This is a genomic window from Bradyrhizobium sp. R2.2-H (assembly GCF_004346455.1).
In the GTDB taxonomy this organism is placed as follows: Bacteria; Pseudomonadota; Alphaproteobacteria; order Rhizobiales; family Xanthobacteraceae; genus Bradyrhizobium; species Bradyrhizobium diversitatis.
This window is the reverse complement of sequence record NZ_SMBR01000028.1, coordinates 1-13703: the sequence shown is the minus strand read 5'-3', so window position 1 is coordinate 13703 and position 13703 is coordinate 1. Positions and strand designations below refer to the sequence as shown.

Annotated in this window: 12 protein-coding genes; 11 read left to right on the top strand and 1 reads right to left on the bottom strand. The window is 63.1% G+C overall.

Going from position 1 to position 13703, the window contains the following annotated elements:
- Positions 1–62 precede the first annotated feature (62 nt).
- Positions 63–2477, bottom strand: coding sequence for an HAD family hydrolase (locus EDE08_RS37645; protein ID WP_131874744.1), 2415 nt, complete (start codon positions 2475–2477; stop codon positions 63–65).
- Positions 2478–2991: 514 nt separating this feature from the next.
- Between EDE08_RS37645 and EDE08_RS37640 the strand changes: the two genes are divergently transcribed.
- From EDE08_RS37640 to EDE08_RS37590, 11 genes are all read left to right on the top strand, one after another.
- Positions 2992–3690, top strand: a complete 699-nt coding sequence (locus EDE08_RS37640) for an RNA polymerase sigma factor (protein WP_131874745.1) — start codon at positions 2992–2994, stop codon at positions 3688–3690.
- A gap of 144 nt (positions 3691–3834) precedes the next feature.
- Positions 3835–4659 carry a flagellin gene (locus EDE08_RS37635; protein ID WP_061880515.1) on the top strand — a complete coding sequence of 275 codons (825 nt, stop codon included), beginning with the start codon at positions 3835–3837 and terminating at the stop codon, positions 4657–4659.
- A 62-nt stretch (positions 4660–4721) separates the two neighbouring features.
- The gene (gene fliD / locus EDE08_RS37630) at positions 4722–6398 is read left to right on the top strand and encodes a flagellar filament capping protein FliD (protein WP_131874746.1); all 1677 of its coding nucleotides are present in this window, start codon (positions 4722–4724) and stop codon (positions 6396–6398) included.
- Positions 6398–6826: a flagellar export chaperone FliS gene (locus tag EDE08_RS37625; protein ID WP_165936421.1), complete on the top strand. Its 429-nt coding sequence runs from the start codon at positions 6398–6400 to the stop codon at positions 6824–6826. Before fliD ends, EDE08_RS37625 begins: the two co-directional genes overlap by 1 nt.
- Before the next feature lie 169 nt (positions 6827–6995).
- Complete coding sequence (locus tag EDE08_RS37620; RefSeq protein ID WP_131874748.1) at positions 6996–7268, top strand: hypothetical protein; 273 nt, start codon at positions 6996–6998, stop codon at positions 7266–7268.
- Positions 7269–7768: 500 nt separating this feature from the next.
- Positions 7769–8437: a flagellar hook assembly protein FlgD gene (locus tag EDE08_RS37615; RefSeq protein WP_131874749.1), complete on the top strand. Its 669-nt coding sequence runs from the start codon at positions 7769–7771 to the stop codon at positions 8435–8437.
- Positions 8438–8468: 31 nt separating this feature from the next.
- Positions 8469–9734, top strand: a complete 1266-nt coding sequence (gene flgE / locus EDE08_RS37610) for a flagellar hook protein FlgE (RefSeq protein ID WP_131874750.1) — start codon at positions 8469–8471, stop codon at positions 9732–9734.
- A 3-nt stretch (positions 9735–9737) separates the two neighbouring features.
- On the top strand, positions 9738–9998 hold the full coding sequence (locus EDE08_RS37605; RefSeq protein WP_131874751.1) for a hypothetical protein: 261 nt from the start codon (positions 9738–9740) through the stop codon (positions 9996–9998).
- Positions 9999–10013: 15 nt separating this feature from the next.
- The gene (locus EDE08_RS37600; RefSeq protein ID WP_502700664.1) at positions 10014–10472 is read left to right on the top strand and encodes a flagellar protein FlgN; all 459 of its coding nucleotides are present in this window, start codon (positions 10014–10016) and stop codon (positions 10470–10472) included.
- A 17-nt stretch (positions 10473–10489) separates the two neighbouring features.
- Positions 10490–12265: a flagellar hook-associated protein FlgK gene (gene flgK / locus EDE08_RS37595; RefSeq protein ID WP_131874753.1), complete on the top strand. Its 1776-nt coding sequence runs from the start codon at positions 10490–10492 to the stop codon at positions 12263–12265.
- Between the two features lie 12 nt (positions 12266–12277).
- Positions 12278–13189, top strand: coding sequence for a flagellin (locus tag EDE08_RS37590; RefSeq protein ID WP_131874754.1), 912 nt, complete (start codon positions 12278–12280; stop codon positions 13187–13189).
- Positions 13190–13703: the final 514 nt, after the last annotated feature.

The window sequence follows — 13703 nt, the reverse complement described above, 5'->3', positions numbered from 1 at the left end:
CGCCAGCCCTTGACGTCGCCGGGCCCTGGACTTCAACGGCCCGGGCAGTGCGATCAGGCGCACTATTTGGGGACGGAGCCGAGCGGCGTGATTGCGACGGAGTAGACCGCGATCTCCTGCGCCATCGGGGCGACCGGGATCAGCAGGCAGCCGTCCCCGTCTTCGGTGCTATAATGCGCGCCGTTCCGCTGCAGGCCCGCATAGACCAGGCTGTCGGCGGCGATGCCGATCGCGTCCTGGCTCTCGGCAGCATCGCGTACCGTGTCGGCGGACTGGATGGTCACGCCGTGCACCAGGCCTTCGGCAGCGAATTTCGCCAGCGGCAGCGCGATCGTGGTGATGCCTATGGCGCGCGAGAGCGGAATGCGCAGGCGCAGCTCACCGAGGCCGGTGCGGTGAACGGTCACCGCCTCCAGCGTCGCTTCGCCATTGCCGCGGAACAGGCCGATCTGGACCCGATCGCAAGGGCTCTCCCCGAAGACGTTAGCGGGCAGGCGGTTCGCGCCGAACAGCGCATAGAGATAAGCATGGGACGGCGATAGCCGCGCAAAGCTGCCTGCGAGCCACATCGGCGGCGCCGATGCCGTGCAGGCGGCTGAGAGACCGCGGGCGGTGATCTGCCGACGGATGAAGTCGCCGTCGATCATTGACGCCAGCGCATGGGTGCCGAGATTGACGTCGTGCTTCAGTTCGCCGAGCAGCGCCAGCTCGTCATCGTCGGGCAGCAGCAAGAGGCGCGCCAAGGTTGCCGCGCACCAGCGCGCGGCGACGTCGGGTGTCGCATAGGGGCTCAGACAAAAATCGAGGGCGACGTGTTCGGCGGTTTCTGCAAAGGCGAGAGCGCCGGCCTGGATCTCGGCGGCCAGCGCGATCTGGCTTTCGGGGCGCGGATTGATCTCGCGCAGCACCTGGTTGCCGTCATAGTCACGCACCGAGCCGTCGGCGGAGCAGCAGATCTGTTCCAACAGTGCGACGTTGCGGATCAGCATGCGCTTGACGTGAGGGGTGACCACGAGGTCGGAGATGAATCCTTCGGCGCTGTCCTCCTCGGCGAGCTCGTCGAAGGCGTCGTCGAGCGACATCAGATAGGCGCCGTGGAGGCGGATCCCGATGCCTTCGAGGTCGAAGATGCGACGCAGCGCCTTCTGCACGCTGCCGGAATAGCCGAGATCGGCGAGGACGAGATCGGTGCAGTCGTCGAACCCGGGTACGGCTTGACGCAGATAGGCGAGCAGCCGCGCGCGCAAGCCTGCGGCAAGTTCGACGATTTCGGCTGGATTCATCAGTCCCGGAAGCGCCTCGGCGAGTTCCTCGCCGGAAGCGATCCCGTCCGGGAAGCCGGCAAAGAACGCGGCGACCCTCGCTGGCATGATCTTGAGCATGTCGCCGAATGTCGACGCGTCGATCTTGAAGACCTTGCGGAGGAGATCGACGAGCGGCTGCATCGTGTCCGCCGAGGCGATCAGGCTGACGCGGCGGTTGATCTCGATATAGGCCGATGTGGTGCCGTGAAGCTGCTGCCAGATCTGGTGCGACAGAAAGCCGTCGCGGCCAAGGAAGCCGAGAACAACCGTCCGTCCTGGGCCGGAGGCCGCTTCACAGCGCCGGGCGATAAAAGCGTCGAATGCCGTCATCACCGGGCCGAGCACGGTCACGCCGAGGTGGAAGGCCGGCGACCTCTCGGCGCTGCGTGCGGCCACCATGCGCCGCAAGGTGCGTGCGCCGTGGTCGAGCCGCGACGGCGCGCCCTGGCACAGGAGCTCGAACAGGGCGGTCTCGCGTTGAAAGGTCGACGCCAGTTGTGGCGTGGCCTGCGGATAATAGCGGGGGCGGATGCCGTGGCGCTTCGCCCCACTGATGTCGGCCTTCTCGTTGTCGCCGACGTGAAAGGAGGAACCGGCGTCGATACCCTGCTCCGAGAGATATCTGGCGAACAAGGTTTCGCTCTTGCTGCTGCCGTGGTCGCAAGACGCATAGAGGAAGTCCCATGTGAGCCCGGGACTGCAGGCCCGCAGCAACCGCGCCAGCCGGTCGGAGTCCCAATAGGTGTCGGAGATGAAACCGACGCGACGGTTCGTGCGCTTAATTTCCATGTATTGCCGAAGCATGTCGGGGTTGGCGCGGCAGAGCTCGAGCTCGGCTGCGAATTCCGATTCGACCAGATCGTTCAGGTCGCGTCGCGAAAGGTCGAACAGCCTGAACGGAAAACAGGAATAGATCTCCGCGATGTGCACTTCACTCGTGCCGCGAGTTTCTTTTGCCGTCCGGCGCGCACGCGCTTCGGCCTGGATGCGATGCTGAACGAAACTCGTGGAAACACTGGGACAAGAACTTGAAATGCCGGAAAGCTCGTAAGTCCTTTCAAATACGCCATCCGGCGTCGCGCAGGCGCGAAGCAGAAATGTATCGAAAACATCGAATGACCAAGCAGAAACAATTTGCGTGCGGCGCTCCGTGCCACTCGTTGCGATCTTCATGCTGCAATTCCCCGTCCACCAGGACGATTAACGTGCGCATGTGTCGAGTCAGGCGCCACGTATACGAAAAAAGTTCACGCGCGATTCGAAATCGCGTTCGTCGCGACTGACAGATTCAAAAAAATCGCTAGGTTCGCAAAAGGTGATTCGGAAAAAATTGCCGCGTGCAGAAGTCGTCTCGCGTTCATTCACACTCGGAAACAATTGTCTCTTCATGCACCAGTCGCGTGTCGCGTCTGATCACCTAGTGCCGCGTAATGTCAGCGTTTTTCTCTCGATGACATCTGCTCAGGATGAACGATCCGCCATGACGCGAGACGATGTGATGATTGCAGGTGCGACGCGCAAGATGATCGTGCGACCGGCAATTATTGCCCGATACTCGGCAAAAATGACCAGGTAACATCTTGAAAAGCAACGGAAATTCACCGCCTGGATTGCTTTCGTCCCGCGTTCAACGATTGGAAGCCGTGTGGCATGGGCGCCGCGGGCATTGCGGGTTGGAGGTTGCGGGATGAGTTACGCTGCTGATGTCTGGGCTCCCGTCGAGGCCGAGATCGCGACGACGGTGCCGGCCCAAGAGACGGTGCCGATGATGCCGTCCGCGCCGCTCGTGCCGGGCGGGCCGCCTGATGTCGCCGATGTCGTCTACGACGAGGACAGCGAACTCCTGGACAGGCTCGCTACCGGCGATGAGGTCGCATTCCGCATGCTGGTCGAGCGTCACATCGATCGCGCCTATGCCATTGCGCTGCGTATCGTCGGCAACACCGCGGACGCCGAGGACGTGGTGCAGGATTCCATGCTCAAGATCTGGAGTCATCGCGGACGTTGGCAGCACGGCCGCGCCAAATTCTCGACCTGGCTCTACCGCGTCATCTCCAACCGCTGCATCGACCTGCGTCGCAAGCCGCGCACCGAGAACGTCGAGGCCGTGCCGGAAGTCGCCGACAAACAGCCCGGCGCCGTCGAGCTCATCGCGCGCAATGAGCTGAACGACGCGCTGGAGCTCGCGATGCAGCGCTTGCCCGAGCAACAGCGCATCGCGGTGATCCTGTCCTACCACGAAAACATGAGCAACGGCGAGATTGCCCAGGTTATGGATACGACCGTCGCCGCCGTCGAGTCGCTGCTCAAACGCGGCCGTCAGCAGCTGCGCCAGCTCCTGCGCAAGCACGAGCGCGACATCCGCACCGCGTTTACCGACTGCTAACCATAAAAATCGCCTCGCGAAGATTTTCGCGCCTGATCTCCTCGTGCTCCGCCGTTTGAGCGAACGGACGGGGCTGCGGTCCGCGTCGTCGTCAGTCGATTTCAACGATGCGGCACGCCATGCCCATCAGCACAGGAGCTTTCAATGCCCGCAATCAACACCAATACCGCCGCCAACGCCGCGGTCCGCTATCTCAACATCAACGCCGCGCAGGAGAGCAGCTCGCTCTCGAAGCTGTCGAGCGGATCGCGCATCACCTCGGCATCCGACGACGCCGCGGGCCTTGCGATCTCCACGCGCATCTCTTCGGACGTCACCACGCTTCAGCAGGCTGCGACCAACGCCTCGCAGGCGACCGCGATTCTCCAGACCGCCGACGGCGGCGCGTCGAACATCTCGGACATTCTCGCCCGCATGAAGTCGCTGGCGTCCGAATCCGCGTCGGGCACCGTGACCGACTCCAGTCGCGCCTATATCCAATCGGAATTCTCTCAGCTCAACGCCCAAATCGACTCGATCGCGACCGGCACCCGCTATTCCGGCCAGAGCTTGCTCGATGGATCCAGCGTGTTCTCGTCCGGTGTGTCCGTGCTGGTCGGCTCGGACGGCTCTGACACGATCGATATCCAGTTGACCAGCCTGACCGCGTCCTCTCTCGCTGTCTCCACGCTCGACGTCAGCACTCAGTCCGGCGCGACGTCGGCGCTCGATGCCATCGATACTGCGATCGACACCGTTTCTGCCGCGCGCGCCTCGATCGGCGCTCAGGAATCGCGGTTCAACTTCTCGTCGGATTCGATCTCGACCCAGACGCAGAACCTCCAGGCGGCAAACTCCGCGATCGAGGACGTCGACATCGCGTCCGAGCAATCCAAGTTGTCTTCGGCCGAAGTGAAGACACAGGCTGCCGTGTCGGCGCTCGCCGCGGCGAACCAAATGCCCCAGTACTTGCTCCAGCTGCTGAACTGATGATGATCCGGGCGGGTCGGCATGAGGCCGGCCCGCTCACTACCAGGGAATAGGCAACCAAAGTGGCCAGCGTCAGCTCAACCAGCAGCGCAAGCTCGGGTGTCACCGTCACCACGAGCGGGTCGACCAATTCGAGCAGTATCGACTGGTCAGCGCTGATACAGTCCGCCGTGGACGCGAAGACCGCGCAGGCGGATACGATCTCGACCACGATCACGAACAACGAGGCCAAGATCGCGGCCTATCAGACGCTTCAGAGCGATCTGCAGACGCTGTATTCCGGCTTGTCGTCACTGTCCACCGCGGTGGTCAATTCGCTCTCCACCAGTGCATTCGCGACGCGCGCGGCGAGCATCAGCTCGACCGGAGACGTGAGTGCCTCCTCGGCGCTTTCCATGACGATCAAGAACGGGGCGGCGATCGGCGACCATACATTGACGATCAGTCAGCTCGCGGCCGCACAGAAGGTGGTCGGCACCTCGCAATCGAGCCAGACCGACGAACTCGGCTATTCCGGCACGTTCTCCATCGGTTTGGACGGCGAGGCTACGTCCGATATCACCATCACCAGCACGATGTCGCTTCAGGACGTCGTCGATGCCATCAACGCCCAGACCTCGACGACCAACGTCCAGGCCTCGATCGTACAGGTCTCCAGCACGTCCTTCCAGATGGTGCTGACAGGCACGGAGGATGCCGCCGACATCACCTATTCGAGCACGTCCGGCGACGATATCCTGAACAAGCTCGGCGTGACCAACAGCTCTGGCAGCTTCACCAACGTCATCCAGGAGGCGCAGTCGGCCGAATTCACGCTGGACGGCATCTCGATGACCCGCGAGACCAACGACATCACCGACGTTCTGAGCGGGGTCACCTTCAGCCTGCTCCAGGCGACGCCGGACGGAACCTCGCTGAACATCAGTATCGAGACCGACACCAGCCAGATCCAATCGGCGCTGGAGACCTTCGTCACCAACTACAATGCCTTTCGCGACGAGGTCATCGCCCAGCAGGCGACCACGACCGACGGCACCGCAGACTCGAGTGCGGTCCTGTTCGGCGACGGAACCATGCGCAACATCATGGACGCGCTCCAGAACGCCCTCAACAGCACCGTCGGCGGCATGACGATGGCCGATCTCGGCCTGTCCTTCAACGAGAGCAATGAACTCGAGCTCGACACCAGCACGTTGTCGGAGATCCTGAGCACCAACCTGAGCGGCGTGACCAAGCTGCTGTCGGCGCAAACCACGACGTCGTCGAGCCAGCTCAGCGTCGTCAACACCGGGACGTCGCCGCAATCCTTCACGCTGGAACTGACCGTCGATTCCGACGGCAACCTGTCCTCGGCCTCGGTCGGCGGCGACTCCTCGCTGTTTACGGTCAGCGGCACCACGATCATCGGCGCGTCCGGCTCGATCTATGCCGGCATGGCCTTCACCTATACCGGCTCGACTTCGCAGTCGATCACGGTCACTTCGAGCACGGGGATTGCATCGCAGATCTACCAGCTTGCGAAGGACTATTCGTCATCGACCGGCGCGCTGCAAACGCAGATCACCAGCTTGACGACGCGCGACGACGAGCTCCAGCAAAAGGTCGATGATATCAACAGCGCCGCGGCGACGCTGCAGTCGCAGCTGCAGACGCAGTACGCGAAATACCAAGCCGCGATCGAGAGTGCGAACAGCACGCTCGACTATCTCAAGGCCCTGCTCAACAGCTCGAGTGATTGATGATGCAAAATCAGATGGCGTACAGGGCGAACCAGGCCTATCGGGGGACGGCAATGACCGTGCCGCCGCTCAAGGCGGTCTCGATGCTGCTCGGCGGCACGATTATCTCTCTCCAGAGATCGCTCGCCGCCCAGGAGGCGAGGCGTTTCGAGGAAGGGCACGAGCACCTGATGAAGGCGACCGCGATCCTGCGTGGGCTCAGCCACAATCTCGATTTCGCCAAAGGCGGCGACGTGGCGGAGCGTCTGTTCCAGACCTACCACGCGATGATCCTGGCGAGCCACAAGGCCTATGGCCGTCCGCACGCTCGCCAAAGTTTCGGCCGCATCATCGCCGGGCTGACCGAACTGCGGGAGGCCTGGGAGTTCGTCGACGCGACCGTGCGGGGCGGCAAGCCTGGACCGGCCGATTCGGCCCGCAAGGGCTGAAGCTGCCCGCTGCTCCGCGACGGGGAGAGGGCGGGCATCGGAACGGTCGCCGTTTCCACCGCTTTCCGTAGTGCTGCGGGCACATTTGGCGGGCGAAGCCGCTGAAATCCGGTTTCCGCCGCGCTTGCAATGCTTTATGACGGCCTGACCGAGGCGGGATCGGCGGGCGATGGACGTCACCGAGTTTGAGGAACTGATCGATCGGCTGGGCGAGGATGTCTCCCTCTGGCCCGGCGATCGGCGCTTGGCCGCCGAAGAGCTGCTGTCGCGGTCGTCCGCCGCGCAAGCCCTGCTGGAACAGGCGCGCGCCCTGCGCCTCGCGCTCGCGGCACCGCCGGTGCGCGCGCCGGCGGGCCTCGCCGACCGCATCGTCGCTGCGGCCGCAAGAATGAAAGATGACGCCGCCGAGCCGCGCACCGAAGGCGAGACGGCGGGGAGCTGAGCGCTCTGCTCTCAATCGTCGCTTCCTTCGCCGCCCTTGCGTCAGGACAATCGCATTTGGGAGTTTTTCCCGCGGCCATCCTTCGAGACGCCCGCTTTGGGCGGGCTCCTCAGGATGAGGGCGGAGCACGCGGCAGCAATTTCGATGAGCGCTGATGCTGATGAGCCTCGTCCCGAGTTTCCAGCGCCGAAATGGAGAGGAAGCGCGTAAGCGCCGTCTAGAAGGACGAGGCGTGCGCGCAGGCCGCCGCCACAAGTCATATGCGTTTGCCCTGACCCGCGGGCGGGGCGATGGAGTGCACGGCCACCCCCCGCGCCAAATCAACTTGAACTCACTGCTCTTTGAGACTTGCACACGGCAGATTTTGCCGTGTCGAAAGCCGTTCTCGCGCGCGTGAATCGCCGCCCGAATCTGCGCGGCCAGCCGTTTCATCAGCACACCAATTTCGAGCGCCGCGAGCCGACATCTGCTCGCCGGCAGCAAAGACGCCGGAGTCTCCGATGACCGTTTCCGCCGTGAGTTCTGCAACGACTGCGACCACCACGACATCGTCGTCGTCGAGCACGTCGTCCAACTCGACGCTGACATCCGACGATTTCCTGAGCATTCTGGTCAGCGAGCTGCAGAACCAGAATCCGCTGGATGCGACCTCGACCACCGACCTCGTCAATCAGCTCACCTCCTACGCCAATTTCACCTCGCAGCAGTCGATCAACTCCAACTTGTCGTCGCTGGCGAGTTCGTTCTCGAGCCTCGTGACGCTGAACTCGGTGAACTACATCGGCCACACTGTCGAGGCGAAGTCCGATACGGCGACCTTGAGCAACGGTTCGGCGACCTATGGCTACTCGCTGTCGTCGACCGCTTCGGACGTCTCGATCAGCATCTCGGATTCCTCCGGCAACGTCGTCTACACCGGCACCGGGACGGGAAATGCGGGTTCGAACACCTTCACCTGGGACGGCAAGGATTCTAGCGGCAACCAGCTCTCCGATGGCGGCCAGTACAGCATCTCCGTGACGGCGACGGACACCGCCGGCAACTCGGTCCTCAATTACACGACCGTCACCGGCACGGTGACCGGCATCGACACCTCGACGTCCACGCCCTCGCTCACGGTGAACGGCGTCGCGGTCAGCGCCGCCAACATCCTCGGCGTCACATCCTGATCTCACATCCTGATTTCCTCGGAGCTTCATCATGAGTCTCACCGGCGCATTGTCATCGGCGATCTCGGCGCTCAGCGCCCAGAGCCAGTCCCTGTCGATGATCAGCGACAACATCGCCAATTCCGACACGACCGCCTACAAGACGACGTCGGCGATGTTCGACGCGCTCGTGACCGCCTCCAGCAATACGACCTCCTACGCCTCGGGCGGCGTCACGGTCTCGGGCCGTTCCAACATCACCCAGCAGGGCCTGCTCGCCGCGACCTCCAACGCCACCGACGTCGCGATCCAGGGCTCGGGCTTCTTCGTGGTGACCGACGCCAAATCGGGCGGCACGGTCGCCTACACCCGTAACGGCGCCTTCACCACCGACAATGCCGGCTATCTCCAGAACAACGGCTACTACCTCGAGGGCTGGCGCACCGACGCGGACGGCAACGTCGTCGGCAGCGAGTCGGCGAGCAATCTGGAGGCCATCAACACCCAGGTCGCCTCGACCAGCGGCAGCGCCACCACAAAGACCACGATCGAAGCGAACCTGCCGTCGGATGCCGCGACCGGCGCCACCTACACCAGCTCGATGACGGTCTACGATTCGCTCGGCGCCTCGAATTCGATGCAGGTCACCTGGACCAAGACAGGCACCAACACCTGGAGCGCGAGCTTCGCCAATCCGACCTCGGCGTCGGATACCACGACTGCGACCGGAACGGCCTCGGGCACGATCGACATCACCTTCAACAGCGACGGTTCGCTCGCCAGTACCAGCCCGAATCCGGCCACCGTCTCGATCACCGGCTGGACCGATGGTGCGGCGAACAGCACCATCACCATGAATCTCGGAACCGCCGGCAAAACCGATGGCCTCACGCAATATGCGTCCGCCGAAACCACGCCGTCAGTCAACGTCACCAGCATCGACTCTGACGGCCTGTCCTACGGCAAGCTGTCGAGCGTCTCGATCGGTGACGACGGCCTCGTCAACGCGACCTATTCCAACGGCCAGACCATCGCGATCTACAAGATCGCGGTGGCGACCTTCGCCGATCCCAATGGGCTCGCCGCCTCAAGCAACGGCATTTATTCGGCGACCGTGACGTCGGGGAACGCCTCCTTGCAGGGCTCCGGCGAGAACGGCGCGGGCACGATCTACGGCAGCGAGCTGGAATCATCGACCACGGATACCTCCAGCCAGTTCTCGGACATGATCTCGGCGCAGCAGGCCTATTCCGCTGCGTCCCAGATCATCTCCACCGTCAACGAGATGTACGACACCCTGATCTCGGCGATGAGGTGAGCGATGCGCGGTGAGCAGGCGAACGCCGTTGGGGAGGCGCTGCTGCGCCGGCTCGAGCGGCTGATGGCACGGGCCGCAACCGTCAAGGGCAGCGACCGCAAGCAGTTGCTCGTTCTGCTCGACGACGTGGAAACGACACGGCGTGGCTTGGTACGGGAAGCCGCGGAGATCGACGGTGAGATGAGGCAGACGGCCGCCAGGACGGCCGCGATCGGCGCTTACCTGCGCAACTCGCAAGGCGGCCGCGGCAAACGGAATAACTAGAAGAAGGCGATGACCATGACTGTAGCCCAAGCCACAAGGACGAATGCCGTGAACGGCGATAGCAGGATCAAGTCGCTGATCACGCTGATCGACACCCTGACTGCATTGATCGCGGAGGAGAACGCGGAGCTTGCCAAGGGCCTGCCGGCCTCGCGCCTGAAGCAGGTCGACGAGAAGAACAAGCTGGCGGAGATCTTCGAGCGAACCGTGGCCGAGTGCGCGGCAGGCACGACCAGCCTGACGGTGCGGGACCGGATCCTGCGCGAGCAGCTGCTGGAGCGGATCCTGAGGCTGCGGGCGGCGATGGACGAGAATCTGGTGCGCCTGCGCGCGGCGATCGAGGCCAGCAACCGCCGGATCGAGGCCGTCATGCAGGCGATCCGTGAGCAGATCGTCGCCGTTTCGCCCTACGGCGCATCCGGTCGCGTCGCTGCCGCCCGTGCGGTGTCCAGCGGCACCAGCCGCAGCGCTTGACGGAAGGGGAGGCCGCCGTGTCGCTCGATATCGCTCGATCGGTCGCTTTCAGCGGGCTGTCTGCGACGTCCGTACAGATCAGCGTGACGTCGTCGAACATCTCGAACGCCGACACGACGGGCTATACTAGGAAGTCCGCGACCCAGTCGAGCAGCGTCACCAACGGCGTCGGCACCGGCGTCACGGTGACCGGCATCACCTCGACCGTCGACAAGCTGCTGTTGAAGTCGCTGGTCAGTGCGGATTCCGAGCTCGGCGCGGCCGACACCACCAACACCTACCTGACGTCGCTCCAGCAGCTCTACGGCTCGATCAGCAGCAGCGATGATTCCTCGTCCGGGACCTCGCTCGCCAACAGCATCGCCTCGCTGGAATCGGCGCTGTCGTCGCTGGCGAGCACTCCCAGCAGCGCCTCGCTGCAATCCAACGTCGTCAGCGCGCTCGACGACGTCGCGAGCCAATTGCGGGAGACCTCCAGCGGGATCCAGAAGCTCCGGTCCGACGCAGATCAGGACATCGCGTCCTCGATCGACGACGTCAACGCGAATTTGCAGCAGATCGCGGATCTGAACACCCAGATCAAGCAGATGGCCGCCTCCGGCCAGTCGACCGCCGACCTCGAGGACCAGCGCAACACCGCGCTTCAGGACCTCGCCTCGAAGATGAACATCAATTACTCCACCGCTTCGAACGGCGACATCCAGATCTACACCAAATCAGGCCAGGCACTGGTCGACAGTTCCGCACATACGATCAGCTACACGGCTGCGTCCAATGTGACGGCGTCAACGACGTATACCGCCGGCTCCTCGTCGAGCGGCTTCAACGCGATTACCGTGAACGGGGTGGACATCACCTCCCAGATCACCGGTGGGAATATCGGCGCGCTCATCACGCTCCGTGACGAGACGCTGCCGGACGCGCAGTCCCAGCTCGATCAGCTCGCGCAGCAGCTTGCGTCCGTGATGAACAACGTCTCGAACAGCGCCTCTTCGGTGCCGGCGCCCACCAGCCTGACGGGGACGACGGCCGTCACCAGCAGTTCTGCCCTGTCCGCCTCTGGCTCGGTGCGTATTGCGGCCACCGACCAGAGCGGCAACCTGGTCTCCTACGCCGATCTCGACCTGTCGTCCTACGCGACGGTCGGCGATCTCGTCACCGCCATCAACGGTATCTCCGGCTTGTCCGCCTCGGTCGATTCGGATGGCCATCTCTCGATCACGACGACCGGTTCTGGCAACGGGGTCGCCATCAACGAGATGACGAGCTCGGTCGGCAGCTCCAGCGAGGGGTTTTCCGAGTATTTCGGCCTCAACGATCTGGTGACGGGAACGAGCGCTTCGGACATCGCAGTCAACAGCAAGATTCTGTCCGGCACGAACGAGCTTCAGCTTGCGACACTGGACTCGTCGTCGAGCCCGACTGTCGGAAGCTCGGTACTGTCGTCCGGCTCCGCCACCGTGGTCAATGCCTTTTACGATGCGTTGACGGCCTCGCAGACGTTTGCATCGACGGGCAGGCTCGCCGCGAGCACCGGGTCGCTCGCCGACTACGCCTCGGCCATCGTCTCCGACGTCTCGAGCAAGGCTTCGCAGGCCTCCACGGATTACACCGCCAAGGAGACCGCGCAGTCGACCTATGCGAATTCGCTGTCGTCGCAGTCCGGCGTCAATCTCGACGAGGAATCGGCCAATTTGAGCACGCTCCAGAACAAATATTCGGCGGCGGCGGCGCTGATCCAGGCCATCAATTCCATGTATTCGGCGCTGCTCACCGCCGTGCAGTCGACGTAAGGGGGTACGATTATGGTCGCGATGAGGGTGGCCACCTTCGCCCAGTCGAACAGGATGATCGCCGATGCCATGCGCGTGGAGTCGGTCATGGCCACCAAGCAGATCCAGGAATCGACGGGCGTCGTCTCGACCGATTTCGGCGGCTACGGCGCGGACGCGCAGCACGTCATCAACCTTCAGGTCTCGGTGACGCGCGCGCAATCCTATATCGACGCGGCCACGCTCGCCGGCAGCAAGGTCCAGGTGATGTATTCGGCGGTCGGCTCGGTGACCGACATCCTCACGCAGCTGCGCTCCCAGCTCAGCGCGGCCTCGACGGGGAGCTCGACCGAGGTGAACTCGGCGATCAGCTCAGCCCAGCAGATGCTGGAGCAGATGGGCTCGCTGATGAACACGCAGTATGACGGCCAATACGTGTTCGCCGGCGGCAAGACCGACACGGCTCCGGTCGATCTCACGAGCTTCTCGTCCGGAACCGGCTCGACCACCACGTCGGACACCAGCTACTACAATGGCGGCAACGAGATCGCGTCTGTGCGGGTCGCTACCGACCAGACCGTGTCATATGGCATCACCGCCGACAATTCGGCGTTCGAGGAGGTGATGCGGGTGCTGAAGTTCGTGGCCAACAGCACGACGCTGTCGTCCTCGGACATCACCAGCGCGCTGGATCTCGCCAGCACGGCGCTCGACGACACCGCGGCCCTGCAGGCAAAGCTGTCCGGCGCCGCGTCATCGATCGAGACCGCGAGTGCTCGCCAGGCCGACTATAAGAGCTATGCCGAGACGCTGTCGAACGACCTCACCAGCGTCGACGTTGCCGCCATCACGGCGCAGCTCTCGACCTACGAGACGCAACTCACCGCATCATATTCGGCGCTCGGCAAGATACTGAGTATGAATCTTGCCAGCTATCTCAAATAGAACCAGCATCCTTGCAGGTCCTTTTCCGCTTCCCCACGACCTCGAAGAGTCCTTACTACTCGGTGTCGTGGGCAGATACCAGCCATCTTCAGGAGTCGGTAGCTGAGCGATAGCCTTGTCGCGGGGAGCAATGTGAATGTCGGTCATGGGGTTGGCGGTAGAGCCTCACTGCGAAATCGCTGTCGGAGAGGGCGCATGTTGCGACCTGTAAACGCGATCTCTCCAATGATGGATTGGAGCGATACGCCAATCTTTTCAATAGGTTAGGAGGCGGTGTGTGCGCGACGTGTGCACCGGGAGTTCAAAGAAGATCTAGCGACAACCTACGTGCTCTCGCGCGCCATTTCGAAGCAGCGCGACCGCGTGCCTCAGAATCCTGCAAGTATTTATCTTCGAATGTTTTTTGTTGATCCGTTGTCCTAGAGCAGATTCCGATCAAGTTGAACTGTATCCTGCTGCCGTGAAGTAGTTGGCGCATTCGGCAGGGGTGAATGCTCTGTAGGCGTCGGCAATC